Origin of the sequence: Mycolicibacterium aichiense, from assembly GCF_010726245.1 — a bacterium.
In the GTDB taxonomy this organism is placed as follows: Bacteria; Actinomycetota; Actinomycetes; order Mycobacteriales; family Mycobacteriaceae; genus Mycobacterium; species Mycobacterium aichiense.
The window spans coordinates 2769995-2796855 of sequence record NZ_AP022561.1 but is presented as its reverse complement, the minus strand read 5'-3'; the positions used below and the strand labels follow the sequence as shown (position 1 = coordinate 2796855).

Genomic DNA, 26861 nt, shown 5'->3' with positions numbered 1-26861 from the left:
ACGCATGGACGTCACGCTAGATCTGCGCACCGAGATCCGGGAGTTCCTGCGATCTCGTCGCGCCCGTATCGCACCTGAGATGGCCGGTCTGCCCGCCTACGGGGGGAGACGCCGGGTCAAGGGTTTGCGTCGAGAGGAGGTGGCGCTCCTGGCCGGGGTCTCCGTCGAGTACTACGTACGCATTGAGCGCGGCAGCCTGGCAGGCACCTCGGATGGTGTGCTCGACGCGCTGGGCACCGCGCTACAACTCGACGATGCGGAGCGCGACCACCTGTTCCATCTCGCACGGCAATCCGCCGCACCCGACCGTCGACGGCACACCGTACCTCCCATGACAGTGCGTCCGGCACTGCACGAGGTGCTCGACGCCATTACCGGTGCGCCGGCATTGATTCGCAATGGGCGCCACGACGTGCTCGCCATGAATCGGCTCGGCCGCGCGCTGTATTCACCGGTGCTCGCCGACCCGCGGCGGCCGGCCAACACCATCCGGTTCCTGTATCTGCGTCCCGTCGAGGCGCGGAGCTTCTTCGTCGACTACGACCAGGCAACGCGAAATGCGGCCGCCGTGTTGCGCATGGAAGTTGGCCGCAGCCCCCACGACGAGGAACTCATCGCCTTGGTAGGCGAACTATCAACGTGCAGTGAGCTATTCCGGCAGCAATGGGCAGCTCAGGACGTGCGACTGCACGGGCATGGGAGCAAGAGTGTCAACCATCCGGTGGTAGGCCGGCTCGAGCTCAATTTCGAGTCCATGGAGCTTCCGACCGATCCGGGCATGCAATTGAACGTCTACACCGCAAAGGGAGGGCCGTCCGCGGACAGGCTGGCCAGGCTGGCGTCGTGGGCGAGCGCTCAGGGCGAGCCGGACCCGAGCACCGCGTCGGCGGCAATGTAGAGCGTCTCGGTTTCGGCCTGCAGGACCGATTCCCCGGACGGTAGCGCGCGCTGCACCGATAGGCCGTTAAGAACGGTCAGCAGGAACTGCACCTTCGGGGCGAAATCCTCTCGGGGAAGGGCTCCTTCGTCAGCCAGCACGCCCAGCCAGTACTCGACGCGATCCGCGGACACCCGTTCGTAGGCCCGATATGCCGTCCGGACTTTCGCGCTGGGTTCAGGTGCAATGAATTGTTGATACACAGCACTCCAAGCCGTTCGGGCTTCGTCGCCGACGCCGGCCGCGGCAAGCACCTGTCGCAGGCAGTCCACCAACCGATCCCGTGCCGGCCGAGACGAGTCGCGGATCGGATCGTCCGGGATGAAGTGCTGATAGATCCTGGTCAGCACTTCGTCGCGGAGAGCGCGCTGGGTGGGAAAGTGGAACCGCAGCGACCCGGTGCTCACGCCGGCGCGCGCCGCGACCGCCCGAACGCTGAGCGTGGTGGTCGCGTCTTCAGCGATCATCTCCGCGGCCGCTTTGAGAATTCGCTCTCTGGTGTGCATGGGGGAGCCCTTCTTCGGCGGAGATCCCGCGCTCAGACCACTGTACTAGCACACTGTGTTACCTTCGACTAACACAGCGTACTAGTCAGAGTGAAAGGACCGTATGACGATCCGACAGTGGCGCCCGTTCCGGATCATCGCCGACAACGCCTCGGCCTACATGGCGGCGAATGTGGCTGTCTACGGAGTGCTTCTCGTCGGCTTCGGGCTCGGGCTGGCCTTCCCGCAACTCAGTCAGGCGCAGCACAGGAGATTGCAGGAGGACGGGACAGCCGATCTGGTCCAGGGGCTGATTACCAATCCCTGGCTGTTCGCACTGACGATCCTCGCCGTGAACACACTGCGGATGGGTGTGCTGACCATCGTGGCGCCGTCGTTGGTCATCCCGTTCGGCGGCGTCGCGTTCTTTGCCTATTGGGATGTGACGACGGGGATGACGCTCGTTCCTGCGAGCGGCATCGGGTGGGTGGCATTGATACCGCACACCCTGACGGTGATCGTCGAGTTGCAGGCCTACCTGCTCCTGCTGTTGGGCGCGTTCCTGCTCGGCAGGGGATGGGTCGCCCCGCGGACCGTCGACGCCGATAACCGGCGCCAGGGCTATGTCCGAGGACTGCAAGAACTCGGCTGGCTGGCGCTGCCGGCGCTGGTGCTGCTAGTCGTCGGTGCGGTCTACGAGGCGTTCTCGCTGCGCTACGTCGTGCACCCGCTGGCTGATTGGTTGTTGTAGCCGTGACCGGCGAAACGGTCACACCCGTCAGAACTTCGGGCCGCCTACGCGCAGTGCAGCCCCGCGGGAATCACGGCGAAGCCGCGGACCCAATCGATGCTTGCCACCGTAGAGTGGTCAGAGACCGAGGTCGGACAGGCTCGGATGATCTGCCGGTCGTGGCGCGTTCTGGTCCCAGAAGAACTTTCGCTCACCTTCATCGATCGGCACATCGTTGATGCTGGCGTGGCGATGTGTCATCAGGCCGTGCTCATCGAATAGCCAGTTCTCGTTGCCGTAGGCGCGGAACCATTGACCCGAGTCGTCGCGGTACTCGTAGGCGAAGCGGGCCGCGATGCGGTCGTTGCTGTGCGCCCACAGCTCTTTGATGAGTCGGTATTCGTGTTCGCGGTCCCACTTACCGCTCAAGAATTCGACGATCTGTGCACGGCCTGTCACGAAGACGGAGCGGTTACGCCAGATGCTGTCGACCGAATATGCCTGCGAGACGACCTGCGGATCGCAGGTATTCCAGGCATTTTCAGCCAGCCGGACCTTCTGTGCAGCCGATTCATCAGTAAACGGTGGGACTGGAGGCTTGGACGTGATTGCAGAGGTCGTAGTCATGGTCGTCTTTCACTTTCGAAGGTTGATCGAGTGGGGATGCCTATGTAGACGAACCTGTCTACATAAACCGAACAATAACCCAGGTAGACAGGTTTGTCTACATGAACCGCGTGCATATGTGGACAGATCTGTCTACACTGGTGGGGTGAGCATCGCCGAGACTCTTGATCCGCAGATCGACGTGCCGACCCTCCCGGCCCGGGAGCGGATACTCGCCACCGCGTATCGACTGTTCTACCGCGAGGGAATTCGGGCTACCGGTATCGACAAGGTGATAGCGGAAGCCGGGGTCACCAAGGTGACGTTCTATCGGCACTTTCCAAGCAAAGACGCACTGATCTTGGCGTACTTGGAACTGCGACATCAGCGTTGGATGGACTGGTTCGTCGATGCGCTCGATCGCCACTCCGGCAATCGTCGCCGGTCCCCGGTGGTAGCTGCGGTGGAGGAGTGGCTGACGGCGGACTCGTTCCGTGGCTGCGCCTTCCTGAACAGCGTTAGCGAGATCGGCGCCGAACTGCCCGAGGTTCACGCCATCACGACTCGGCACAAGGCCGACATGGTCACGGCGATCAAGGCGACCCTTCCGCCGGGCGCGAACCGATCCCGGGCCGCACAAGCGCTGGGTGTGGCTGTTGATGGTGCCGTCGTGGCGGCGCAGTATCAGCACAACGCCACGTTGGCGGTGAAAGCACTGACGACGATCGCGTCAGCGCTGGGCCGCGCTCAGTAGGTGGCCAATCCTGAGGCTTAGGCATGATGATCGCCCGAGGACTTTGCCAAGGGGGGAGTGCCGCGTCGTGATCAGCTCACCCCTGGCCTAGAGGCTGTTGTAGCAGTGTCTCGCTGAACAGATCCAGCACCGCCCGCCATGCCCGGGCCGCATGGAGGGGGTGATGCTCCACGCCGGGCACGGTGGCCATGGCGTGGGTTGTGCCACCGGTCAATGAGCCGTCAGGTTGCCTCGGGGCGGCCCAGAAAGCGTGCTTGGCCCCGCCGTAAATGTTGACACGCCAGTCGATTCCGGCGTCCTGGAGCGCGCCGGTGAACGTCAACAGTTGGTCGGGGGTGCAGAGTGGGTCGTCAGAGCCTGTGCAGAACAAGAACGCTCCGCGCGCGTTCATCCAATCGTCGGTGCGGGCGGGCGGCAGGCCCGGATGGATGGCGGCGAGTGCCGTGAAAGGCACTCCAGAGCTGGCGAGTTCGAGGACGATTCGGCCGCCCGCACCGTAGCCCAGCGCTCCGAGCCGCTCGCGGTCCGCGCCAGGTACCGCGAGCAGGATGTCGAGCGCAGCGCGCCCAATGGCCCGCATACGGGCGGGATCGGCCATCAGAGGCATGACCCGTTCCAGCATCGCATCCGGCTCGCCGAAATACGTTCGGCCGGCATGGTAATCCATTGCAAGAGCGACGTACCCGTGCTTGGCGAGGTCGTCGGCGCGGCCGCGCTGATAGTCCTCAAGTCCGATGCCGTCGTGTCCGATGAGCACTGCCGGCCATGGACCCTGGCCGTCTGGCAGCGACAGGTGGGCGACCATCGTCAGCCCGTCGACGTCGTAGGTGACTTCGCGCGTGACGACCATGTGCTCACACTAGGCAACGCCTCCGACGCCGGGTCCGCGGACACCTCTTGACGACAGCCGGTCACGCGGCGGAAGGCGTGGTGAAACATCTGGCCACACGGTTACGAGGGGATGCGACCAACCAACGCACAACTTGACATAATGTGGCTTATCGGCAAAACCTGGACCTGGGCGGGACTCGGGATCTGATCCCTGGATCCCTGGATCCGACAATCCCGTCTCCCGCGCATGCAGCACCCTCGCCCCGCGGTACCCAGTACATGTCGGGAATCTGATATCGCCGGTGATACCGGGTTCCCGACAAACACACCCATCCGTCCGCCCATGCCTGACGTCCGTCCAAACGCTCTGAGGCGGGCCCGGTTCCGTGTGGCACCCGACTCAGCCCAACATTCGCAATTCGTCACCGTGACGTTTATGCGGCGGCGGGCACGGCACTGTCGGCCCCCGGCCGGACACGACGTCACCGCCGACACCGGTCGGCAGGCCGCCGCCAATCGCCCCGAGGCATCTCTCACGGCCGATGATCAAAGCGCTTTCCCGGTCACCCCCACTCCGCCCCTCCAGTGATTGAGAGTGATTCGTCACAGTGACGGAATGCCTCTACCCGACTCGACCCCAGTGATTCGCGAATCGCATTCCCCGGCAACATCTTCGAACCTATGAGCGGTCGATTCCGCGGTCGACCGCGCAGCCCTGGCTCGGGCACCCGTGCAAGCTCGATCGGAGTGCCGCACCGAAAGACTCACGCCCCCAAGGCAATTCGTCACTGTGACGATTATGCCCAACTGAAGCTAGAATCCGTCACTGTGAGATCTGCGCCTCGGGGGCCAGCGCTGATGCGAGACGCGTGGGGCCGATGCCTGACGGCAGTCGTTCTCACCGCCTCGGCGGCCGGTCTCGGGGCCCTCGCGACAACCGGCACGGCAGCGGCCGATTGCTTCCAACGCGGCGGTTACAACCCCGCCCCCTGCGCAACCACCGCTCCGAAAAGCGGCGGGGCGTCGAAAACGTCCTCGACCAGCAGCACACCCACTCCCGACGATCAGAATGCCGACCAGGACGGATCCGGCTCGCCGGACAAGGACCAGTCCGAAAGCAGCCCGACCGGGACCACGCCCGCAGATTCCGGGCTGACCGCCTGCCAGAACCAAGGCGCAATGACGACCTCGCTCGGACTGCCGACCGCCACCTGTCGTGCGAGCCAGGGCCCGAACTCTCCGCCTGACTCCGGGATGACGGCCTGCCAGAACCAGAGCGCGATGCCCGTTGCCGTCGGCCTACAAACCACCACCTGCCGGGCCAGCCAAGGCCCCAACACCCCACCTGACTCCGGCGTGACCGCCTGCCAGAACCAGAGCGCGATGCCCATCGCCATCGGACTGCAACCCACCACCTGCCGGGCCAGCCAAGGCCCCAACACCCCACCTGACTCCGGCGTGAATGCGTGTCAGAACCAAAACGCCATGGCGAATTCGCTGGGTCTTCAGCCTGCGGTCTGTCCGCCCAGTGCACGTGACTGACAGGCGAACCTAGGGCCGAAGACTACGCAGCGTGCTCTTTACGAACTTCTTCAGCACCACATCGCGGGCCGCCCCGGTTTCCCGGGCGCTGATGAGAACGGCATGGAGCCCGATGAGGAAGAACGCCGCCCCGTCGTAGGCTTCGACATCATCGTAGAGTTCACCGCGGATGCGGGCGCGCTCGATCTCCGCGGCGAGCAGTACGAATGTCGGGTGTCTGCTCCACTGCTCGTCCTGAGCCAGCGCCGGCGAGAAGTACAGACTGATGACATCGCGGAACAACGCAGCACCCCAACGGTTTTCGAGCTCGACGACAAGCCTGATGATCTCCTGGAGGACGGCTTCCAAGTCGTGTCGGGTCTCCAGGAACCGACTGAGTTCCTCGCCGAGGTAGTCCTCGTCGCGCCGGATCAGCTCGAGCAGAACGTGCTCTTTGGTCGGGAAATGAAAGTAGAACGTGCTTCGGGCGACTCCCGCAGCCTCGACAATGGCATTGATGTCGGCCGAGCTGGTACCGGCGCGCTGAAACTCGACGATGGCCGCGTCGAGTACGCGCGCACGCGTCCGACGGCGCTGGGCTTCGCGGCTCGTCGCGGTCTCTCGCACATGCCCATTGTGCCGCACAAGTCCCGTTCGCCGACAGATGTCACTCAAAGACCCACAAACAACGGCAGATCATCCCCAATCCGCTTCAGTTTCGTTGTCATGTGTCAGCGAACGTGCTACAAAAAGTTCGATGAAGACACGAGGTCAACGCATTCTGTTGTGGACCGCGCCGCCGGCGGCGGCTCTGCTCGCCCTGGCCTACGTACTGTTTCCGGTCTTCTCCCCGCCGCTGTCCCCGACGCTGTCCCCCGACGACGTCGCGGCGTTCTTCCGCGAGAACGCGACGGGCGTGCTCGGCGTCGCGATTCTGTGCAACTTGATCGCCGGCTCTCTCATCCCGCTCTTCGCGGTGACGGCTGTCCAAATTTCGCGGGTGGCAACCTCCAGCGTCGTGCTGACCTACGCGTACATCATCTGCGTCGGTGTCGGGACAACCGCGTTCATCCTGGCCGACTATTGCTGGGGCATGGCCGCTTTCAGGCCCGACCGCGATCCCGAACTCATCAGTCTTCTCAATGACATGGCCTGGTTCTTCTTCATCGCGCCGGTCGGCACCATCATCGTGCAGAATCTGTGCTTCGCGCTGAGTGTGTACCTCGACGAGCGACCCGATCCGATCTTCCCCCGCTGGGCGGCGCACTTCAACGTCGCCACCGTTGCACTGCTGGCTCCCAGCGCGTTTTCGATTCTGGTCAAGACCGGTCCCCTGGCCTGGAACGGCACGCTGTCGTTCACGTTGCGGCTGTTCACTTTTGCGGTCTACATCGTGGTGATGTTCCTCGTGCTCCTGCGTGCGGTGAATCGCCAGGGCAGTGAGCGGGAAGTCCTCGCGTGAGGCCGCGGCGCAGGAACCGCAAGCTCGACCAGTGGATCACGTTCTGGAGCGTGCCGTTCTTCTTCACCGTATTCGGTCTGGTGTTCGTGCCGCTGAGCTGGATGATGCCGCCGAGATCGCCGAGCGCCCCGACATCGCAGATCGTCGCGTTCATGCAGTCCCACAATCTGCTCGTCGCGTGTGTCCTACTGACGCTCACCTTCGGACTCGCCCCGGTGTCGAACGCGGTGTATCTCATGCAGATCAAGCGGATGTCGGTCAGCCCGGCGTTCCGCTACACGCTGATGATGGGGGCCATCACCGGCGCCATCGTCGGCATGCTGTTCCCGATGTTCTGCTTCGGCGTCGGCGCGTTTCGAACGGGCTACAGCCCGGCCGTAGTGTCTATGCTCTACGACTTCGGCTATCTGGCGTTCATCGGATCCCTCGGCTGCTTCTGTGTCATGTGGATGGCGTTCGGGCTGGCCATCCTCCTCGACAAGAACAACGTCCTGCCGAAGTGGTTGGGCTACTACACCGTGTGGCAGTACATGACCGAACTGATGGCCGCGCCGGTCTGGATCAACAAGTCGGGCCCGTTCGCGTGGAACGGGCTGATGACGTTCTGGTTCACCGTGGTGCTCTACGTCTCGTGGCAGATGGTCGTCTACACCTGTATCTACCGCTCCATCAAGAAACAACCTGACGCCGAACTCGACAACGCCGATCTGTCCACCGCCACAGGCGATCCCCGCACCGGGGCAAACGCATGACCGAGGTCGCCGAAGGACACCCCGACGACCTCAACGAGTCCCGTCCGGACCAGCACGCGCGGGCGCACATCCCCGGCGATCCGAGCATGTGGTTCTTCGTCATCGGCGATCTGCTGATCTTCGGCATCTACTTCGTCGGCTACGTGTACTACCGCGGCCAGAACCCGGATCTCTTCCTGCAGAGCCAGGCAAGGCTCAACGTGGACCTCGGTGCAATCAACACCGTTGTGCTGCTCACCAGTTCGTTGTTCGTGGTTCTCGGGACCATGGCGGCACGAGCCGGCAATTCCGCGGACGCGCTGCGCCGGTTCATCGTCGCGCTGGTGTTGGGTGCCGTCTTCCCGATCCTGAAGATGGTCGAGTGGATTCCGGAGATCACGGCCGGCATCACGCCCGGAACCAATCTGTTCTTCATGTTCTACTTCGTGATGACCGGACTGCATCTGTGTCATGTCCTGCTCGGTCTGATCATCCTGTGCTTCGTGATCCGCAATCTGAGAGTGTCGAGGCCGCCGAAGATCTCGTTCGTCGAGACCGGGGCCACCTACTGGCACATGGTCGACGTCCTGTGGCTGATCCTGTTCGCCGCGTTCTACTTGATGAGGTGACGATGACGTCGTTGATCCGCAACCCGCTCACCATCGTGTGGGCGCTGCTGACGGCCGTCACCGTCGTGTCGTGGTTGGTGTCCCGCGACGGCGGAGCCGCCCATCAGCTCAATGCGACGGTCACCACCGTCGTGCTCCTGATCGCAGCCGTCAAGGCGCAGCTGGTGATCTGGCATTTCATGGAGGTTCGTCGGGCGCCGTTGTGGCTCAAGGCCGTTACCGGCGGCTGGGTGATCGTGGTCGTCGCGGCAATGCTCGGCGTCTACTTCACCGGCGGATAGCGCCGAGGGGCCGTCACAACTCGGTCCACCACGGCTTGAGATCAAGATAGAACGAGATGTTTTTCGGCGCCCGGCTGGTGCCGCCGAACCAGCTGTTGATCCGGAACGCACACAACTGGTTCGGGTGCAGGCCCTCGGGAATCGGCTTGTATACCAGCGTGTCTCCGTATTGCACGGTGATGCCCCGGTAGTCGGCATCGAAGCTGAACTGCTGCCCGACGGGTACCGAGATGATCTCGGAGTCGGTCGGCATGATCCTGGCGGTGTCGACGTTGTAGTAGGGCCCGACTTCGAACATCTGGGTCGTCACGTTGTATCGCCAGGCCACCATGATCGCGTCGGTGTCCGGCCGCAGCAGCGTGAACGAGATGCCGGTCAGCTTATTCCAGTCGTACTGGTCCACGGTCTGCAAGTCGTAGACCGAGTTCTCGGTGAAGGTGGCAGTCCCGGCAACGCGTTTGGCGAAGAACACCATCTGCGGGGGTAGCGCCAGGTGCGTGTTCTTGAAGATGACGATCCGATGCCCTATCGGGTTTCGGGCCGAGGACGCGGCGGCCGCCGGTTGACGCGCTGTCGCGACAGGTCGTTTCGTCGTGCTGGGGGCCGCCCGTGGGGCCGCCGACCGGCGGACGGCGGTGGTCTTGTGATCGCGTGCGCTGGTCGCGGTGTGCGCGCTGGTGCTGTCGGAAGAACCGGCCGGCGCCGCCGACGCCGGTTGCGCGCTGGCGATCCCCATGGCCAGCCAGATCCCGAATCCAACCGCCAGGCCACCCAGAACCCCCGTCAACCGCACCCCCGGCATCAGCAGAGCGTATCGACGTGCAATGGGCGCAGGGCGTGGTTTGCTGAGATCGGCTGCCCGGCAATTCGGCCCGAAAAGTCGGCTACCCGCGTTTACCCGACCGCGGCTTCGAGGACATGTTCAGTTCAACCGCCGACTGAATGAGGGAAACCAACGCGCGTTCGTCGATCACGTCGCCTTCGTGGAAATCGATGGCCCGCCGGGTGTTCCCCTCGAGGCTCGAATTGAACAGGCCCGACGGATCCGGCAGTGCCGCACCTTTGGCGAATGTCATCTTGACCGAGGCCTTGTACGTCTCTCCCGTGCAGATCATTCCGGCGTGCGACCACACCGGGACGCCCCGCCACTTCCACTCCTCGACCACCTCGGGATCGGCCCGCTTGATCACGGCACGGATCTGGGCGAGCGTCTCGCCTCGCCAATCGTCTAATTCGGCAATTCGGGCGTCGATTCGCTGCGAAGCGGTGATGTCGGCGTCAGCCATATCCCCATCATGGCCGCACCGACCGCGATTTTGTATTCGCCGGTCACAGGGAGTATCTTTTCCCGCGGCCCAGAATCGTTTCGGAAAGCTTGAAGATGCGTACTCATTACAGAACTCGCGGCTTCTCCACTCGTCCGCAACGGGGTCTTCGCACCCACCAGGTACTTCGGCCGATGGCCGGTCAGTGCTTCGAGATCGATATTCGGTTCGAGAACAACCGGTGGCTGGTCCGGATCCCCGAAATCAACGACGCCACCGAGGCAACCGCCCGCGACAAGGTCGAACTGGCCGCCCGTGAGTGCATTGCCGCCCGCACCGGCATCCCCATCGGCTACATCTCGGTCTGGGTCCGCGACTGATCGCAATCCCGTTGCCTCGCAACGGTTGAGTGCAACCTGTCAGCGAGCGATCGGTCGGAACAACGGTATCCACACTCGGGTGTCCTCGCCGCCGGACAATGCGGTCCAATCTTCGAAGAACACCTCCACCTCGAGCCCGATGCGCATGTCCGCCGGCTCGATGTCCACGACATTGGTGATCAGCCGGACCCCGGGATCCTCAGCGATCTCGACGATCGCCACGATGTAGGGCGGTTCGAATCCCGGAATCCAGGGCTGCCGATCAACGCTGAACGCCGCAACGGTGGCTCGCCCGGAGACCTTTTCGGGCGCGACATCGATGCTGCGGCAACGCCAGCAGGCCGGCCCGGGCGGGTGAAAGAAATGGCCACATGTGTGGCAGCGGCTGATCATGAGGTTGCCGTCGCGGCCGCCGGTCCAGAATGCTTCCGACTCGGGTGTGGGGCTGGGCGCGAGGCGTAGATCCGGTCGTTGATAGCTCATCGGCTGCTCACCAACATCGACCCCGCGACGGGACCGCCGCCGACGCCGACCGCAACGACCTCAGGTGTGCGCGGAGCCTGACGTTCGCCACCCTCGCCCCAGAGCTGCACACAGGCCTCGTGTAGGAAGCCCATCCCGTGTAGCCGTCCACCCGACAGCTGCCCACCGCTGGTGTTCAGCGGCAGCTGCCCGTCGAGGGCGATTCGGTCACCGCCCTCGATGAACTCACCGACCCGGCCGCGCTCGCAGAATCCCAACGCCTCCAACCACATCACGGTGAGAAAGCTGAAGCCGTCGTACAACTGGGCCATGTCGACGTCACTCGGCCGCAGCTCGGTATGCTCCCACAAGGTGGCGGCCGAATCGTGGGCCGCCATCGTGGTGAGGTCGAAACGCTGCTCCCACGTTGGCCTTTCGAACATTCCCGGTCCGACCGACTCGACCGTCAACGGATGGCGGGGCAAGCCGCCGCAGGCGTCCCGGCGGGAGACGATGACCGCAGTTGCCCCGTCGCAGGGCACGTCGCAGTCGTAGAGGCACAAGGGTTCTGAGATCATCCGCGCGGACAGATAGTCCGCCATCGTCAACGGGTCGCGGTAGACGGCGTCGGGGTTGCGGCCGGCGTTGCGCCGGGCGTTGAGCGCGATGGCGCCGAGTTGTTCACGGGTGAGCCCGAACTCGTGCATGTACCGCTGCGCCGGCATCGCGAGCCAGTTGGCCGCCGACAGCGCCCCGAACGGCGCGGTCCACTCCATCTGCGGGGGCAGCTTGCCGCCTGCGCCGAGCAGCACCGAGGCGTGGCCACCGCCGGCCTGCTGGGCGGCGGTGGACTCCCACACCGACCGGAACACCACCACGTGTTTGGCCAGGCCGAGGGTAACGGCCATACAGGCTTCGATCACCGGGCCGATCTGTCCCGCGGTCTCCAACCCGGACATGTACCACCTGCTCCGCAGGCCCAGAGCGGTACGCACCTCGGTGACATTGGCACCGGAGAAGCCCGGGTTGGCGGCGACCGCACCCGGGTAGCTGGCGATGCCGTCGACATCGTCGACATCGAGCCCCGCGTCGGCGATCGCGCGCAGCACCGCTTCGATCGTCAGTTCCAGCCCGGTGCGGCCCAGTCGGCGCCCGACCTGCGACTTGCCTGCTCCGGTGATGACGGCCTTACCGTCGAACGGCCCGCGGCTCACCCGTTCCTTCCCTTGGACTGCGCGGCAACCAGATCCGCGAGGCGGGACACCTCGGCCTGCAGACTTTCGATATGCGCCACGGTGGCGGCCTGCTGGGCGCTGTCCTGCGCCGATACGCGCTGGACGATCCAGCTGGCAATGGTCGCGGTGATCGCTCCCACCATGCTGATTCCGCCGATCATGAGAAGTGCGGCCACGATCCTGCCCAGGACAGTGACCGGATACAGGTCGCCGTAGCCGACCGTGGTGATCGTGGCCACCGACCACCACACGGCGTCGCCGAAAGTCTTGATATTGGCTCCTGCTGCGGGACGCTCGACCTGCAGCACCGCCAGCGACGCGGCATAAACGAGCAGCACCGCACTGAACGCCGTATAGGCCACCACGCGGCCCCGGATCGCGTCACCGACGGCCCGCTGCAGGGCACCCACCAAGGCGACCAATCGCAGCAGCAGCAGCGGGCCCATCAAGGGCAGGACGACGATCACCAGATCGAGCAGGTGCCGCAAGAACCATCGCATCCGGTGCTCCGCCAGCGTCAATCGCGCGACGTAGTCGACGACGAACGGAAGGTAGAGCACGAACAGCAGTCCATGGACGATGTGTTTGTTCACGCCGTGCGGTTGCGCGAGCACCTTGACGGAGAACAACGCCAGGAACACCGCGGCGCACGCCGCCAGCGGCCACTCCGCGAGGTTCTCCCAACGTTGCAGCCGCGACTCGGGCTCCGTTGCCCCGTCCGGTGTTTCGTATTCGACGACGGTCACGATCTACGAGCCTCGTCCTGCGGGCGAGCGACCTGCTTGGCCCGCATGGTCTGGTCGGTCAGGCCGAGCGCGATCAGCACGTCGATCGCGGTGATCACCAATCCCCAGTAGTACATCCACCGGATGGTCGGGTCGGGTTGCGCGGCGAAGTACACGACCAGGAATATCGGGCCCACGATGCCGAACACCAGGCACATCGCCTGCACTTTCAGATAGACCAGGAAGGTCTCCATCGTCACTGCTCACCGCGGGCGACCGGCCGGTCCGGCTCCGAGCTCCATTGCGACCATGACCCCGGGAACAGCGCGGCGTCACGGCCCGCGGCGGTCAACGCGGCGACGGCGACCGCCGCGGTGATGCCCGATCCGCAGTAGACACCGATCTGTGCGTCGGCACCGATATCGCGCGCGGCCAGCAGGCCCTCGAGTGCGGTATCGCTGATGAAGCTCTCGTCCTGGGTGAGCAGTGCCGTACTCGGCAGGTTGCGCGCCCCCGGGATATGCCCGGCCACCGCATCCACCGGTTCGACGTCACCGCGGAAACGTTCCGGCGCGCGGGCGTCCAGCAATCGCCGGTTGCTGACCTCATCGGCGGTCAGGGTGGGCAGCGCCCCGGCGTACAGGTCCTCATGGGTCACCGTGACGTCACCCGCGGACGGTTCGACCGAACCGGTGTCAACGCGTCCACCTGCCGCTTTCCATGCCGCCCAGCCGCCGTCCAGAATGCGGACGTCCGGGATACCTGCCGCGGTCAGCACCCACCAGGCGCGTGCGGAGCCGGCCCGATTCCAGTCGTCGTAGACCACCACGGTCTGCCCCGCCCGGATTCCCCAGCGACGTGCGGCGGCTTGCACCGCCGTCCCGGACGGCAGTGGGTGCCGTCCGCGGCCGGAGACGTTGTGGTCGCTGAGGTCGTCGTCCAGCGATACGTACACCGCGCCGGGAACATGGCCCTGCAGGTAATACTCCCGCCCGTCCGGCTCGCTCAAGGTCCAGCGCACGTCGAGCACGGTCACCGGATCGCCGGCCGCCACGCGATCCACCAGCGCTTCAGCGGTGATCAGCACGTCAGCGCGCCCAGTCATCGAGTCCCCCGTTCGTCGTCGGTCGGCACCGATGATCATGCCCCCGCGCACTCGCGCACGCAGGCACCAGGTGGTCAACCTGAGAAGAAGCTGAAATCAAGTAGTCCACTACGCGTGCGCACGTCGATATCAGCCCGATAACTTTGCTACAGCATCAGACGACACACGGATTCCGACGGGGGCGCCGGGATCGCCTGATGGTTCGCACCGCGGCTATGGGGGGTGTGGTGCGAACGCCAGGCGGCGCTGGGGAAGGTCATCGAGCCTTCCCCGGCGTCCGTGGTTTTCTCGGGCATCCTCGCCCGGCAGCCGACGGTAGGGTCGGCCGGATGACGTCTCCAGCGGCATTCACCGCCGACGGCCGGCCTCGCGCGCGTGGACTCGGGATCCCGCTTGCCGGCGAGCCAGGCCCACTGGGCGCCATCACCGATGTGGCCGGTGTCGAGGTCGGCGTGACCACCTTGGTGGCCGGCGACGGCGAACTGATCGTGGGCAGCGGACCGGTGCGCACCGGCGTCACCGCGATCCTGCCCCGCGGCCGGGCCGGACTCGGCAAACCCTGCGCCGCGGGCTGGTTCTCCCTCAACGGCAACGGCGAGATGACCGGCACCACCTGGATCGAGGAGTCCGGTGCCTTCAATCTCCCTGTGCTGCTGTCGAATACACACGCGGTCGGCGCCTGCCACGCCGGTGTGATCTCCTGGGTGAACCGCTCCGATCCGGTGCTGGCCCGTCAGTGGCTGCTGCCGGTGTGCGCCGAGACGTGGGACGGTTACCTCAACGACATCAACGGCGGGCATGTGCGGCCCGAACACGCCGAAGCCGCCCTGGACCGGGCCACCGGAGGTCCGGTACCGGAGGGGTCGGTCGGCGGCGGCACCGGGATGAATTGCTATGAGTTCAAGGGCGGCAACGGAACTGCGTCTAGGCTGGTGCGGTACGGCAGCCACACCTTCACCGTCGGTGCCTTCGTCCAAGCGAATTTCGGTGCCCGCCACGAACTCACCGTGGCCGGGCGTCTCGTCGGCCCGCACCTGGACATCGAGAATCCGCTCGACGGCGACTGGTTCGAGCGCGACCTGAACCGGCCGCCACCGGGCGCAGGTTCGGTGATCGTCGTGATCGCGACCGATGCCCCACTGCTGCCCGGGCAGTGCAAGGCCCTGGCCCGGCGGGTGCCGCTCGGGCTGGCCCGCACCGGCACCACCGGCAGTCATTTCTCGGGAGACATCTTCCTGGCCTTCTCGACCGCCGACGCACCGGATCTGGCCAGCCGGTTCCCCATTGGCCCGGTCGGTGACGACGAATTCGGCCACCTGCGATTCCTGCCGTGGGGCCGGATGGACGACTTCTACGCCGCGGTCGTGCACAGCGTCGAGGAGGCCGTCCTCAACGCGTTGGTGGTCAACGCCGACATGGTGGGTCGCGACGGGCACCGCTCCCCCGCGCTGCCGCACGACCGACTGCGCGCGCTGCTGTGACTCAGACGTTCAGCGTCGGAATCGTGTCGGGCTTGCTGAAGTCGATCTGAGCCGCCGGGTTCGCGATCGCGGTGACCAGACCGGTCGCAAAAGGACCTGCGGCGTCGAACAGCGTTCCGGAGCCCACCGAGATGCCCTCCGATGTCCAGTGTGAATCTCCTTGCACACCAATGTGTTCCGACTGCGGCAGCCGGGACAGTGCGACGGTCAGGTCACCGTTGATATAGCCGATGCCCTTGGTGCCGAGGTTGCTCACCAGGCTGGTGGCCTCGGCCACGACGACGGTGCGAACAAACGGCGTGATGTCGTGACCGGCGACCACATCGATCGGGCAGTGGTAGACGCGTTTACGTGAGGTGTTCTGATGCGCGCCGCCGTCGGCGAGCCAGCCGACATCGTCGCTGCCGATGAAGTAGCCGTGCCGCTCGCCACCGGTCGGCGGGGTGAACTCGGCGTGGGCCCTCCACTCGTCGCCGGGCGGCGGTTCGGACAGCCGGTACTGCACCATCGTCGCCCGCGCGACGATCGCATCACCCTGAAGGACGTCGCATTCCGAGTTGCGAATCCGCCTGCCGTCACGAATCAGCCGGACACGGACCGTCGTTGGCACCCGACGTGCCGCCTTGAACAGGTCGACGGTGAGCCGAGCGGGCAGAAAGTCGGGCAGGCCGAACCGCTGCTCGAGGTTCAACGCGGCCAGGCTCACCACGGCGGGCCCGTTGAGCATGTCGTCGCCCCAGCGGCTTCGGGCATTCTCCGTCGGATGGAAGTTGCCGTCGGGATCAGAAATGAAATGCGCCGGTCGGGTGGCCATCCGGGCATCCTCGCACAGCCCCTCCGGCGTCGGGCACTCGGTGCTTAGACGACATAATCAACTACGTGTCCGACCTCCACGCCACCCACACCGGCGCCGGGTATCACCGGCCGGGGCTGCTCGTGGCCACGCTGAGCGTCGTCGCCCTGACCGTGGCAGTGCTGCAGACCGGTGTTGTGCCGGTCCTCGGTGTGATGGCCCGGCAGCTGCACGCGTCCCCGGTCGACGTCAGCTGGGCGGTCACGGCCAACCTTCTCGCGGCGGCGGCGACCACTCCCCTCATCGGCCGATTGGCCGATCTGTACAGCAAGAAAGGCGTGCTGCTGACGGTCCTGGCGATCGTCCTCGCCGGCTCGCTGCTCGCCGCGCTGACGTCCTCGCTGCCGCTGCTGATCACCGCACGGGTGCTGCAGGGTGCGTCGTACGCGCTGTACCCGATCGGGGTGTCCATCCTGCGCGAGGAGTTGCCCACCGACCGCCTCATGCGGGCGATGGCCGTGCTGTCCGGCTCGCTCGGATTCGGCGGCGGCATGGGTCTGGTCGTCACCGGGCTGTTGATGCGCGGTGACGCGGGCTATCACCGGGTGTTCTGGTTGACGACGGCGTTCACGGTGCTGGTGATCGTCGCGGTGCTGGTGGTCCTGCCAACCCGCCCGCGAAGTGCGGCGGGGACGGTCGACTGGGGCGGCGCGGCCGGGCTGGCGTTGGGTCTGTCCGCGGTGCTGCTGGCGATCACCCAGGGCCACGGCTGGGGCTGGGTGTCCCCACGCACGATCGGCTGCCTGGCCGCCGGGCTGGCGGTGTTGAGCGCCTGGTGGTGGTGGGAACGGCGCAGCCCGCACCCGTTGGTGTCGACGGCGATGCTCTCGCGCCGGCCGATCCTGTTGACCAATCTCGCGACGGTCCTGGTCGGAATGGGCCTGTATTTCGCGTTCCTCGGGCTCACCGACTTCGTCCAGGCGCCCGCCGGTAGCGGCTACGGCTTCGGCGCGACGGTGCTCGGGGCCAGCGTCGTGTTCCTGCTGCCCGGCGCGCTCGCCGGCTTCCTCACCGCGGTGGCCAGCGGCCGCTACATCGACCGCTTCGGCGCCCGGGTGGTGTTGATGGTCGGCGCCGCGGCCGGCGTCCTCGGGTTCGTACTGCTGGCAGTCCTGCACCACCAGCCGTGGCAGGTGATCATGGCCGGTGTGCTGGCCAACGCCTACATCAGCCTGGCCTATGGCGCGTTGCCTGCCTTGGTCGTGCGCGAGGTCGACGCGAGCGAAACCGGGGTCGCGACAAGCATGAACGCCATCGCGCGCACCGTCGGCAGTTCGATCGCCGCCGCTATCGTCGCGGTACTGCTTGGCCGATCGGACCACGGCCACATCCCGGAGAGCAGCTTCACCATGATCTTCGCCCTCGGCGCGATCACCGCTGCCGCTGCGATGCTGCTGATCGCGATCACCCGCCCGAAGCTGCGGGACGCCTCGACCGAGGACGTCACCGAGTCGCGCGCAATGAACCACGAGTGGGGCTGAGCTACCCAGGCTGAACGGCGGTCGGTGCGTCGCGCGCGCCGGCGCGGGCCGCCCCGATGCCGGCGGCCACGACGAAGCCGACGCCGAGGATCGCCCACGAGTTGGGCACCTGGTGCACGACCACGAACCCGATCAACAGTGCCAGCGCCGGCTCCAGGCTCATCAACGTCCCGAACGCCGCGGCGTTCAGGCGGCGCAGAGCCAGCAACTCCAGGACGAACGGCGCGATCGGCAGCAACAGGGCCAATCCGAGACCGATGAGAATCATGTCCGGCGTCATCCGGGGTAGCACCGCCCAGCCGACCGCCGCGGTGGTGGTCACCGCCGCCACCGGCATCGACACCCCGAGACTCTGCAGCCCGTTCACCCGGTCGCCGACGCGCTGAGTCAGCAGGATGTAGGCCGCCCAACAGACCGCGGCACCCAGGGCGAACCCCACCCCCACCAGGTCGATCGCACCGTGGCCCGGCTGCGTCAGCGCCGCGACGCCGACCGCGGCCAGCGCCGGCCACCCCCAGCGGCCTCGCCCTCGGCCGCTGACGACCGCGACGGCCAGCGGGCCGAGGAATTCCAGAGCGCTGGCCGTCCCCATCGGGATGCGCGCCAGCGCGGCCATGAACAACATGGTGGTCAGCGCGGTCACCAACCCGAGCAGCACGCAGATCCCGAACGTGGCCCTGGTGAACGCCGAGGGCCGCGGGCGCACGAGCACCAGAAGCAGCACCCCGGCCCAGGCCACCCGCAGCCACGCGGCGCCTTCGGCCCCGATCCGGCCGATCAGTCCGATCGCCACCGCAAGCCCGAGCTGTACGCACACCATCGCGCCCACCGCGAGAGCTGCACCCACGCGAGCCGGACGTGCGGTCATGGTTCGCATTCAACGACACCCCACGCACCGTGACAGCGCCGGGCTGGTATCAACGTCTCTGACACCCCATAAGGAACGGACGCTGCGGAACGGACGAGCTGTGACTTCTTCACCGAAGGACGAGTCTCTCGACTCGATCAGCCGAAGCCTGGCCCAGGTCGTGCGCCTGACCAGCAGCCGATCCCTGTTTGCCCGTCAGGCCGGCGCAGCGGGTGTGGGCCTGACCCAACCGTCGTACGCGCTGCTGCGGATCCTGATCGACAACGGCCCGCTGCCCATGGGTGCGCTGGCCCGGGGCGCCCACATGGACCTCGGGATGGCGACACGTCAGGTCACCTCCCTGGTCGACGCGGGACTCGTGACCCGCAACCCGGACCCGACCGACCTACGGGTCGCCCTGGTGGCGGTCACCGCACAGGGCCGGCGCGAAGCCGGAAAGCTGCTGGGCGTCCGAATCGGTCATCTGCGGCGGGCACTGTCGGGATGGACCGAAGCCGAACTCGACCAGTTCGACCGGTTCCTGACCCGGTTCGTCGCCGACTCCCTCGCCACCCCGATCGACGACTGACGCGGCCACCCCATGATTTGCTTGACTTTGTCAATCTTTCGCTTCTAGCCTTCGATAATGGCCGGGGCACGGTTCCATTTCGACGTGGGCAACTACGTCACGATGCTGCGGCTGGTGCACGCCGAGACCGACAAGTCCCGCCGCCGAAAGCTGCTCGCCGTGTTCGTGATCGGCGTTCCGGCGATGGCTGCCCTCCACGCCGTCTGCTTCGCGCTGGACCCGGTGCTGTTCCCCTCGTTGCGGCGCACCGAGGTCCGCGAGCCGGTCTTCTGCGTGGGTCATGCCCGCAGCGGAACGACCTACCTGCATCGACTGATGGCTCGTGACGATCAGTTCAGCGTGGTCATGATGTACGAGATGTTCTTTCCGTCGCTGTTGGAGAAACGGCTGCTCCGGCTGCTGTTCCGTGCTGACGAAGTGCTGTGGGCACAGCGGTTGCGACGCCGCATCGAGGCGATCGAGGAGCGTGCCTTCGCCGAGACCAATGACATGCACCGCACCGGCTTCTTCGCCGCAGAGGAAGACGACTTCCTGCTCACCTGGTCACTGGGATCGGGATTCTGGATCGTCCTCTTCCCGTACCTGGGTCAACTCGACTTCTACCACGTCGACCGGTGGAGCGAACCCAAGCGCAGGCGGCTCATGCTGTTCTACAAAGAGTGTGTGCGGCGCCAGCTGGCCCTCAACGGCGGCCGGACGCATCTGAGCAAGAACCCGACCTTCTGCGGACGGGTCGAAGCACTCATCGAGACCTTCCCTGACGCGAAATTCATTGTGCCGATGCGCAATCCCTACGAGACCATTCCGAGTCTGCTGAAGATGTTGCAGACCACGTGGCAGTTGCAGGGCCGCGACGAGCGCCTGATCCTGGAATCGATGCGGATCCTGGCCGATCAGTCTTTCGATGCCTACTGTCATCCGCTCGACGTGCTCGCCCGCCATCCCGAAATACGTTCGTGCGTCGTCGATTACCGCGATCTGGTCAGCGATCCCGCATCGACCATGCGGCACGTCTACGACGAGCTCGAGCTCGATCTGCCTGCAGACGTGGCCGCCGCCATCGGGGCGTCCCGCGGCCAAGGCCACGAAACCACCCACCGGTACAGCCTCGAGGAGTTCGGCCTGGACCCGGAAGCGATCCACGTCCGGCTCGCACCCCTCTTCGACCAGTACGGCTGGGCAGGCGACGGACACGAAGGAGAACACGCCGGTGCCAACTGACCACGGTGCAGCGGAGCTGCGCGCCGCCTGGGACGATCTGACCGCGGCCCTGAACCGGGCTCGCGACGCCGTCGACTCCGAAGCGCTGCACGCTCCCCCGCCGACCGAACGCGGACTGGCCGAGGGCTACCGCTATCTGCTCGGGTTCACGTTCGCCGCCATCGAACGTGCCTTTTTCGAAGACCCGAACTTTCCCTACTTCCGGCGGGCCATCCAGCCCGTCGACAAAGCCACCATCGACAATGCCGACGCGCTCTACCTCTCCGCGGCCATCGACGGCGAGCAGACCTACCGCATCCGGGGGCAGGTACTCGCGAAAGCGCCCCGGTACATCATCTTCGAAACCCACACCGCCTACGCCGGCGACTCGGGCAGTCTGATGGAACTGAGCCCGGTTCATCGCATGATCACCGGGTCGCTGGACAGTAGCGAATTGTGCATCGACGACGACGGCCGATTCGAGATCGTGGTCGGTCCCGAACCGCTCCCCGATACTGCGGGCAATTACCTTTCCAGCCGCCGGGTCACCGACAACGGTTCCGGGACAGCGCAATACCTCATCGTGCGGCTGCTCTTCCATGACTGGGCCAACGAGGTCTGCCCGGATCTGCACATCGAACAGATCGGTCAGGCGGGACGCCATCCCGCGCCGATCGACGCCCCGGGAGCTGCCAGCCGAATGCGCCGGGCCGGTGCGATCGTCGAAAACCAGATGAAGTTCTGGAACGAGTTCTACGACGTCATCCTGGAGGCGCACGGCGACCGCAACGGTGACGGCGCAACGTTCATGCCGCGCAACGGATTGAACGCACCGGCGCGGGCCAATCTGGCGACCGGTGGCGGCCAGAACACCAACGTCTACGCCGGCGGGGTTTTCGATCTCGAACCGGACCAGAGTCTGCTGATCGAGACCCGAGTGCCGGTCGAGCCCGCCTACAGCGGATTTCACCTCAGCAACCTATGGGGTGAGTCGCTGGATTACGCCAATCACCAATCCAGCCTCAACGGGTTTCAGGCCGAACCGGACGCTGACGGCGTGGTCCGTTACGTCGTGGCCGCCAGCGACCCCGGCGTGCCGAACTGGCTGGACACCACCGGCCTGCAGAAGGGCTTCCTCAGCTTCCGGTGGACCTACGCCGATGACCCCGAGCAGCTGCCTGAAATCTCGGTCAGCACTGTGCCATTGGCTCAGCTGGGCGAGCACCTGCCGGCAACGGGTCGAACGGTCTCGGCCGCTGAACGTGCCGAACAGATCGCCATCCGTCAGGCACACGTCCAGCGCCGGTACCGCCAGTACTGATCCGGCTCAGCCGGTGACGCGGTCCACCAATTCGCCGGCGAGCGCGAACGCCGACGTGGCGGCCGGCGACGGCGCATTGCGTACATGAGAGATGTGACCGTCCCGGGAGATCACGAAATCGTCGACGAGAGAGCCGTCCCGGCCGACGGCCTGGGCGCGCACCCCGGCGTGCGAGCTGCCGTCCAGATCGGCCAGGGTCAGGCCGGGCATGTATCGGGCCGCAGCAGTGACGAAGGCCCGTCGGCTGGCCGCCATGCGGATCTCGTCCAGCCCGACTCGCCAGTACCGGCGCGCCACCCGCCAGGTCCCGGGCCACGCCAGCGTCTCCCAGGAGTCACGAATCCTCAACCGGCGCAGCGAGTACGCATCACGGGCGCCGACCATCATGGCGGTCGGGCCCAGCGTCACATCGCCGGTGATGTGCTTGGTGATGTGCACCCCCAGAAACGGTAAATCGGGGTTGGGCACCGGATAGATCATCCCGTTCAGGCGGGGCGACTCCGTCGGCGTGAGTCCGAGGTAGGCGCCGCGGAACGGCACGATCTGCGGGTCGCGGGGCGCCCCGGCCCGACGGGCGAGGCGGTCGGCCCACAGTCCGGCGCAGGCGATGACGGTGTGGGCTCGCAACGGGCCGCCGGTGGTGTGGACGGTCGGGTTGTCCGCCCCTTCGATCCCGGTGACTTCGGTGCCGAACCGGATCGACACTCCCGCGGCCGTCAGCTCCGCGGCAAGGGTGCGGGCCACCGCGGGATAGTCGACGATCCCGGTATTGGGTGCGTGAAGTGCCTGCAGACCAACAGCATTGGGTTCGATCTCGGCGATCTCCCGGGCACCGACGCGACGCAGCCCCGGGACGGCATTGGCGATGCCCCGCTCCTGCAAGTCGTCCAGACGGCCCAACTCGTCGGCTGACACCGCGACGATCAGCTTGCCGCACCGCTCGTGACTGATGGCGTTGTGCTCGCAGTACTCGTACATCATCCGGGCGCCGTCGACGCAGAGCCGAGCCTTCAGCGATCCCGGCGGGTAGTAGATCCCGCCATGGACCACCCCGGAGTTGTGGCCGGTCTGGTGGCGAGCAGGCCCGTCCTCGCGCTCGACGACGGCCACCGAGTCCTGGGGACGCCGCGACATCCACTCCCTGGCCACCGCCAGGCCGACGATGCCCGCGCCGACGACAACGAGGTCATGCTCAGGACGCGTCATCACCCTCACTCGTCGCGACCGCTCGCAGCATGTAGTCACGGCGCTGCTCGATCGTGCGGCCGAATTCCTGCAAGAGCAAGGGATTGTCGTGAACGATCGTCTCAACCTGCTCGCGGGCCAGGTAGACCATGGTGACCTCGCCCACCGCGTACGACCAGCCGATCACGGGCTGACGGGTCAGCGTGCTCTGTCCCAGGAACGAACCGCGCTCGTGGCTGCCGACCACCACCTCGCTGCCGTCCTCCGCGATAGCGGTCAACCGAACCTCGCCGGAGACAATGAATTTGATGCCGGCGGGAACCTCACCGGAGCGCTGCACAAGCTCTCCGTCGCCGAACCGCTCCATCGTCGCGTGCGGGATCAAACGCTGCTGCTCTTCGCGGTCCAGTCGCAATGTCGGCGCGACGATGGAACGGATCGCCGCGGTGACTCGCTCGGGAGTGGAGAATTGGTCCTCCGCTTCGTCCAAGTGCAGACCTGCACGTCGTGCCGAGTACCAGACCCAGCGTAGAAACGTCGCTTTGGCCTTTCCGTCATCGGCCGGCGACTTCAACGGAATCTTGGTCTGGTACTCCTTGGCCCCCAAGGGAACTGCCGACGGGGGCAGATCAGGGTGGCACTGCGGCAGCTCCGAGGCCACCCGCACGAGCATGGCGCACACTTCGTCAGGAGCGTCATCGACCGCGAAGACGCTCGTGACCATGATCGTGTGCTTTCCCGGCGGCCGGCTCAGGTTCGTGAACGATGCCCCAGCCAGTACCGAGTTCGGTGTGATCTGCAGGCCGGTGCCGGTTTCGAGATGGACGGCTCGCCAGTTCACCTCCACGACCCGCCCTTTGGCGGCCGGAGTATCAAGCCAGTCACCGATTTTGAACGGCTGCTCGAACAGCATCAGCAACCCGGAGATGATCTGGCCGACCGAGTTCTGCAGTGTCAGGCCGACAACGATCGAGGTGATTCCGAGCGCGGTGAAGAGGCCCTTGACGTTGGCACCCCAGATGTAGGCGAAGATCATCGCCAGGCCCACGGCGATCAACAGGAAACGGGCGACGTCGAGGAAGATTCCCGGAATTCGTTTCCGCCAGCTTCCGTCCGGTGCGCTTTGGAACACTGCGGCGTTGATCCCCGAGAGCAGCAGGACCAGGACGACGAAAGCTACCAGGGTGCCCACCATCCGCACCGAGGTCGATCCCGCCGGCACCCGGCTGGCTTCGATCATCAAGAGCAACAGCGCGCCCAGCGGCAGAAGGTAGTTGCGCAGCAGAGTCACCGGCTTCAGCAGAAAGCTTTTCCTGCGGCGGAGCGCGTGCTGCCACTCGGTGAGCGTGATTAGCCCGACGGGCAGCCCGATGGCGATCCCTATTGCCCAGTAGAACCAGGCCGAGGTGAACACGTCACTCATCGCTGGTCCTCCGACACCTGCCAGATCGGTTGAGCCGTGTCACCGACCGTGACCGATCCCGCCTCGACGAACGTCATCGTGTCTCGCAGGGCTTCATAGACCTTGGCGGTGACAAAGATGCCTGGACGCGGTGAACCATCCTTGACCTGATGCGCCAGGTTCACCGCGTCGCCCCACATGTCATAGACGAGCGATGGGCTGCCCATGAGGCCGCTACCCACATCTCCACTGTCGATTCCGGCGCGCAGTTGCAAGGCGATGCCCGCATCAGAATTGAACCGTTCGACGATCCGCACGCATTCGACCGCGAAATCCACCGTACGTCGGACGTTGTCGAGTCGGGGCACTGTCAGCCCACAGCTGGCCAGATAACCGTTGCGTACGGTGTGGACGCTCTCGATACCCAAGTCGGTTGCGGCGGCTTCGATCTGGCGCATCAACTCATTGCCCAGCGCCAGGTAGTCGCCGGGGCTCATTTCGGCCTGCAGGCGGTCGATGCCGAGCAGGTCGGCGAAAATGACGGTGACATTGTGGTGCTCACTGGCGATCGTCTCTTCGCCTTGCCGGAACCGTTCGACCACGGCGTCCGGCATCAGGGACCGGAGCAATTCGTCGTTTTGCTGCCGCTGCTCTTTGAGGAGATCATCTTTGACGGTCAGACTTCGGCTCATATCGTTGAACGCCTGCGTCAGGTCACCGAGTTCGTCTCGCGTTTCCACGGGGATGGCAACCAGATAGTCACCCGCAGCGATGCGTTGCGCCCCGGCCTCCAGCCGGCGGATCGGACGCACGAACACCTGCGCGAGGTAGGCCGCCAGGACACAGACGATGAAGATCATCCCGACGGTGCTGAGGACCATCGTGCGGGTGAACGAGGATTCTTTGGCGAAAGCCTCGGCCACGTCCACCTTGGCGATGATCGACCACTGCAGTCCCGAATTGTGATCGGGCAGAGGGGCATAGGACTGGAGGGCTCGGTTGCCCAGGTAGTCGCTGGACACCAGCGTGCCGGTCTCGCCCCGCCGCGCGTTGGATGTGGCTTGGGATACGTCGGGCTGCACCAACGTGGTGCCACCGAGCAGAATCGCCTTGTCGGCGACTTCAGCGGGTGTACCCGCCGCAGTCACCTCGCGCTTGTACCGCTGCGGGTCCTCGACGAACACTCGCGAGTCCGACCGCATCAGTCCATCGGGTCCGACGAGAAATGTCTCTCCAGTGGCGCCGAGGCCGGCATCCTTCCACTGTCGGTCGAAGGTCATGAGCTGGTTGATCTTCGAGATGGGGAACTGCAAAGCGAGCACGCCTTCGGTTCTGCCGTTCGGCGCGATCGGGGCGACCATCCACGCGGTGGGTTGCATCTGAGCCGGCTGATAGAACTCGAAATCGGTAAGGCCGACATAGTCGACGGTGTTGGCCGACATCGCCTTGAGATAGGCGGCATGCAGTTTCGAGCCGGCGTAGGGCCCGGTGATGATGTTGGTGCCGAGGTCGACACCCTTATAAGCGCTGTAGACGACGTTGCCGCGCGCATCGAGGAGTAAGGCGTCCTGGAAACCGAACCGGGTGGCGATCTGCCGGAAGAAATCCTGGTACCGCGCGTTTGCGGCCGACCACTGGCTCCCGTCACCGGCGTCGCCCATGGCGATTGCCGCGTCGTCGGTGGGTAACCGCGCTGTGTAGTTGGCTTGCAGATATCGCTGGGCGGGGGCTGTGGGCAACAAGGCGGCCGCATCCAACTGGGTGCCGCTCTGCTGTTCGGTTTGCTTGATGAAGGTGTCGTAGTAGGCGAGCACTCCCTGCCACTGCGCCGGGCTGATCGCTACGTTGTCGAGCTGATTGAACCCGGCGGTGAACGCCGCAAGCGCGTCCGACGTGCTCGTGCCATGGCTGTAGATGACCAGCGAATTCTTGAGATCCCCGAACTGGCCCTCGAGGGCACGGGACTGCGCCTCCCGGATCTCGATCAACCGGCTGAACACAGCAGTGCGGAGCGACGTGCGGCCGACTTCGAAGGCGATCGCGCCGACGACGGCTGCGGCCAGCATCGTGCACAGCACGAGCATCAAGATCAGCTTGGACTGGATACTGACCCGCGCGAGCAGCCGATCGCGGCGGAACCGCTCCAGCAGCCCGCGCTTGCCAGGGGCGGGATCCGGCGTCGGCACGGGTTGCGACGCGCTCTGCTCAGTCACTTGCGACATCGGCACCCTTTCGCGGTCACCCCGCAGCTAACCGGTCCCGGTGCAGATTAGCAGGATGATGTGGCAAATGAGGCCTACGAGACTGCTGATATCAGCCCGAGCTACGGCCCGGCCAGCGGTACACCTGGTTGCCACACCCCC

General features: G+C 65.5%; 30 protein-coding genes. 13 read left to right on the top strand and 17 right to left on the bottom strand.

What is annotated here, in order from left to right; translation table 11 throughout:
- Positions 1 to 4 precede the first annotated feature (4 nt).
- On the top strand, positions 5 to 898 hold the full coding sequence (locus G6N32_RS13535; RefSeq protein ID WP_115320032.1) for a helix-turn-helix transcriptional regulator: 894 nt from the start codon (positions 5 to 7) through the stop codon (positions 896 to 898).
- Here the strand turns inward: G6N32_RS13535 and G6N32_RS13530 are convergent.
- A complete protein-coding gene (locus G6N32_RS13530) occupies positions 856 to 1443 on the bottom strand; it encodes a TetR/AcrR family transcriptional regulator (RefSeq protein WP_115320031.1) in 588 nt (195 codons plus the stop codon). The genes G6N32_RS13535 and G6N32_RS13530 overlap by 43 nt on opposite strands.
- 103 nt (positions 1444 to 1546) lie before the next feature.
- Between G6N32_RS13530 and G6N32_RS13525 the strand changes: the two genes are divergently transcribed.
- Complete coding sequence (locus tag G6N32_RS13525; RefSeq protein WP_115320030.1) at positions 1547 to 2173, top strand: stage II sporulation protein M; 627 nt, start codon at positions 1547 to 1549, stop codon at positions 2171 to 2173.
- Between the two features lie 117 nt (positions 2174 to 2290).
- Here the strand turns inward: G6N32_RS13525 and G6N32_RS13520 are convergent, their stop codons facing one another.
- The gene (locus G6N32_RS13520) at positions 2291 to 2779 is read right to left on the bottom strand and encodes a nuclear transport factor 2 family protein (RefSeq protein WP_115320029.1); all 489 of its coding nucleotides are present in this window, start codon (positions 2777 to 2779) and stop codon (positions 2291 to 2293) included.
- 145 nt (positions 2780 to 2924) lie between these two features.
- On the opposite strand from G6N32_RS13520, the gene G6N32_RS13515 reads away from it, so the two are divergent.
- A complete protein-coding gene (locus G6N32_RS13515; RefSeq protein ID WP_115320028.1) occupies positions 2925 to 3512 on the top strand; it encodes a TetR/AcrR family transcriptional regulator in 588 nt (195 codons plus the stop codon).
- Positions 3513 to 3588: 76 nt separating this feature from the next.
- Here the strand turns inward: G6N32_RS13515 and G6N32_RS13510 are convergent, their stop codons facing one another.
- From G6N32_RS13510 to G6N32_RS13500, 3 genes are all read right to left on the bottom strand, one after another.
- The gene (locus G6N32_RS13510; protein ID WP_115320027.1) at positions 3589 to 4362 is read right to left on the bottom strand and encodes a dienelactone hydrolase family protein; all 774 of its coding nucleotides are present in this window, start codon (positions 4360 to 4362) and stop codon (positions 3589 to 3591) included.
- Between the two features lie 1045 nt (positions 4363 to 5407).
- Entirely contained in the window at positions 5408 to 5785 is a 378-nt protein-coding gene (locus G6N32_RS28830) for a hypothetical protein (protein ID WP_232077635.1), read from the bottom strand.
- Between the two features lie 109 nt (positions 5786 to 5894).
- Positions 5895 to 6491 (bottom strand): TetR/AcrR family transcriptional regulator, encoded by a 597-nt coding sequence (locus G6N32_RS13500; RefSeq protein ID WP_232077632.1) that lies wholly within the window; start codon positions 6489 to 6491, stop codon positions 5895 to 5897.
- 130 nt (positions 6492 to 6621) lie between these two features.
- On the opposite strand from G6N32_RS13500, the gene G6N32_RS13495 reads away from it, so the two are divergent.
- The 4 genes from G6N32_RS13495 to G6N32_RS13480 are packed head-to-tail and all read left to right on the top strand — an operon-like array spanning position 6622 to position 8967.
- On the top strand, positions 6622 to 7326 hold the full coding sequence (locus G6N32_RS13495) for a hypothetical protein (RefSeq protein WP_115320025.1): 705 nt from the start codon (positions 6622 to 6624) through the stop codon (positions 7324 to 7326).
- The gene (locus tag G6N32_RS13490; protein ID WP_115320024.1) at positions 7323 to 8078 is read left to right on the top strand and encodes a hypothetical protein; all 756 of its coding nucleotides are present in this window, start codon (positions 7323 to 7325) and stop codon (positions 8076 to 8078) included. The genes G6N32_RS13495 and G6N32_RS13490 overlap by 4 nt, the downstream gene beginning before the upstream one ends.
- The gene (locus G6N32_RS13485) at positions 8075 to 8686 is read left to right on the top strand and encodes a cytochrome c oxidase subunit 3 family protein (protein ID WP_115320023.1); all 612 of its coding nucleotides are present in this window, start codon (positions 8075 to 8077) and stop codon (positions 8684 to 8686) included. The genes G6N32_RS13490 and G6N32_RS13485 overlap by 4 nt, the downstream gene beginning before the upstream one ends.
- 2 nt (positions 8687 to 8688) lie before the next feature.
- Complete coding sequence (locus G6N32_RS13480) at positions 8689 to 8967, top strand: cytochrome C oxidase subunit IV family protein (RefSeq protein ID WP_115320022.1); 279 nt, start codon at positions 8689 to 8691, stop codon at positions 8965 to 8967.
- A gap of 13 nt (positions 8968 to 8980) precedes the next feature.
- Here the strand turns inward: G6N32_RS13480 and G6N32_RS13475 are convergent, their stop codons facing one another.
- Entirely contained in the window at positions 8981 to 9769 is a 789-nt protein-coding gene (locus G6N32_RS13475; RefSeq protein WP_115320021.1) for a hypothetical protein, read from the bottom strand.
- Positions 9770 to 9851: 82 nt separating this feature from the next.
- Complete coding sequence (locus G6N32_RS13470; protein ID WP_115320020.1) at positions 9852 to 10253, bottom strand: DUF1801 domain-containing protein; 402 nt, start codon at positions 10251 to 10253, stop codon at positions 9852 to 9854.
- A gap of 173 nt (positions 10254 to 10426) precedes the next feature.
- On the opposite strand from G6N32_RS13470, the gene G6N32_RS13465 reads away from it, so the two are divergent.
- Positions 10427 to 10612, top strand: a complete 186-nt coding sequence (locus G6N32_RS13465) for a long chain fatty acid-CoA synthetase Faa4p (protein ID WP_115320019.1) — start codon at positions 10427 to 10429, stop codon at positions 10610 to 10612.
- A gap of 39 nt (positions 10613 to 10651) precedes the next feature.
- On the opposite strand, the gene G6N32_RS13460 is transcribed toward G6N32_RS13465, so the two are convergent.
- The 5 genes from G6N32_RS13460 to G6N32_RS13440 are packed head-to-tail and all read right to left on the bottom strand — an operon-like array spanning position 10652 to position 14139.
- Positions 10652 to 11095: a Zn-ribbon domain-containing OB-fold protein gene (locus tag G6N32_RS13460; protein WP_115320018.1), complete on the bottom strand. Its 444-nt coding sequence runs from the start codon at positions 11093 to 11095 to the stop codon at positions 10652 to 10654.
- Positions 11092 to 12288 (bottom strand): thiolase family protein, encoded by a 1197-nt coding sequence (locus tag G6N32_RS13455; protein ID WP_115320017.1) that lies wholly within the window; start codon positions 12286 to 12288, stop codon positions 11092 to 11094. The genes G6N32_RS13460 and G6N32_RS13455 overlap by 4 nt, the downstream gene beginning before the upstream one ends.
- Positions 12285 to 13055: a potassium channel family protein gene (locus G6N32_RS13450; RefSeq protein ID WP_115320016.1), complete on the bottom strand. Its 771-nt coding sequence runs from the start codon at positions 13053 to 13055 to the stop codon at positions 12285 to 12287. The genes G6N32_RS13455 and G6N32_RS13450 overlap by 4 nt, the downstream gene beginning before the upstream one ends.
- Positions 13052 to 13288 (bottom strand): hypothetical protein, encoded by a 237-nt coding sequence (locus tag G6N32_RS13445; protein WP_115320015.1) that lies wholly within the window; start codon positions 13286 to 13288, stop codon positions 13052 to 13054. Before G6N32_RS13445 ends, G6N32_RS13450 begins: the two co-directional genes overlap by 4 nt.
- A gap of 2 nt (positions 13289 to 13290) precedes the next feature.
- Positions 13291 to 14139, bottom strand: a complete 849-nt coding sequence (locus tag G6N32_RS13440; RefSeq protein WP_115321156.1) for a sulfurtransferase — start codon at positions 14137 to 14139, stop codon at positions 13291 to 13293.
- A gap of 329 nt (positions 14140 to 14468) precedes the next feature.
- On the opposite strand from G6N32_RS13440, the gene G6N32_RS13435 reads away from it, so the two are divergent.
- Positions 14469 to 15620 carry a DmpA family aminopeptidase gene (locus tag G6N32_RS13435; protein WP_115320014.1) on the top strand — a complete coding sequence of 384 codons (1152 nt, stop codon included), beginning with the start codon at positions 14469 to 14471 and terminating at the stop codon, positions 15618 to 15620.
- Position 15621: 1 nt separating this feature from the next.
- On the opposite strand, the gene G6N32_RS13430 is transcribed toward G6N32_RS13435, so the two are convergent.
- Positions 15622 to 16434: an acyl-CoA thioesterase domain-containing protein gene (locus tag G6N32_RS13430; RefSeq protein WP_115320013.1), complete on the bottom strand. Its 813-nt coding sequence runs from the start codon at positions 16432 to 16434 to the stop codon at positions 15622 to 15624.
- A gap of 65 nt (positions 16435 to 16499) precedes the next feature.
- On the opposite strand from G6N32_RS13430, the gene G6N32_RS13425 reads away from it, so the two are divergent.
- On the top strand, positions 16500 to 17954 hold the full coding sequence (locus G6N32_RS13425; protein WP_115320012.1) for an MFS transporter: 1455 nt from the start codon (positions 16500 to 16502) through the stop codon (positions 17952 to 17954).
- A gap of 1 nt (position 17955) precedes the next feature.
- Here G6N32_RS13425 and G6N32_RS13420 read toward each other — a convergent pair whose 3' ends face one another.
- A complete protein-coding gene (locus tag G6N32_RS13420; protein ID WP_163789259.1) occupies positions 17956 to 18822 on the bottom strand; it encodes an EamA family transporter in 867 nt (288 codons plus the stop codon).
- 100 nt (positions 18823 to 18922) lie between these two features.
- Between G6N32_RS13420 and G6N32_RS13415 the strand changes: the two genes are divergently transcribed.
- The 3 genes from G6N32_RS13415 to G6N32_RS13405 are packed head-to-tail and all read left to right on the top strand — an operon-like array spanning position 18923 to position 21911.
- On the top strand, positions 18923 to 19390 hold the full coding sequence (locus G6N32_RS13415) for a MarR family winged helix-turn-helix transcriptional regulator (protein ID WP_232077630.1): 468 nt from the start codon (positions 18923 to 18925) through the stop codon (positions 19388 to 19390).
- Positions 19391 to 19447: 57 nt separating this feature from the next.
- Positions 19448 to 20611, top strand: a complete 1164-nt coding sequence (locus tag G6N32_RS13410; protein ID WP_115320009.1) for a sulfotransferase family protein — start codon at positions 19448 to 19450, stop codon at positions 20609 to 20611.
- Positions 20601 to 21911, top strand: coding sequence for a DUF1214 domain-containing protein (locus tag G6N32_RS13405; RefSeq protein WP_115320008.1), 1311 nt, complete (start codon positions 20601 to 20603; stop codon positions 21909 to 21911). The genes G6N32_RS13410 and G6N32_RS13405 overlap by 11 nt, the downstream gene beginning before the upstream one ends.
- 6 nt (positions 21912 to 21917) lie before the next feature.
- Here the strand turns inward: G6N32_RS13405 and lhgO are convergent, their stop codons facing one another.
- Genes lhgO through G6N32_RS13390 form a run of 3 tightly spaced genes read right to left on the bottom strand, consistent with a single transcriptional unit; the run spans position 21918 to position 26711 of the window.
- Positions 21918 to 23117, bottom strand: a complete 1200-nt coding sequence (gene lhgO / locus G6N32_RS13400; protein ID WP_115320007.1) for an L-2-hydroxyglutarate dehydrogenase — start codon at positions 23115 to 23117, stop codon at positions 21918 to 21920.
- Positions 23104 to 24519 (bottom strand): mechanosensitive ion channel domain-containing protein, encoded by a 1416-nt coding sequence (locus G6N32_RS13395; protein ID WP_115320006.1) that lies wholly within the window; start codon positions 24517 to 24519, stop codon positions 23104 to 23106. Before G6N32_RS13395 ends, lhgO begins: the two co-directional genes overlap by 14 nt.
- Entirely contained in the window at positions 24516 to 26711 is a 2196-nt protein-coding gene (locus G6N32_RS13390) for an adenylate/guanylate cyclase domain-containing protein (RefSeq protein ID WP_410432778.1), read from the bottom strand. Before G6N32_RS13390 ends, G6N32_RS13395 begins: the two co-directional genes overlap by 4 nt.
- Positions 26712 to 26861 lie beyond the last annotated feature (150 nt).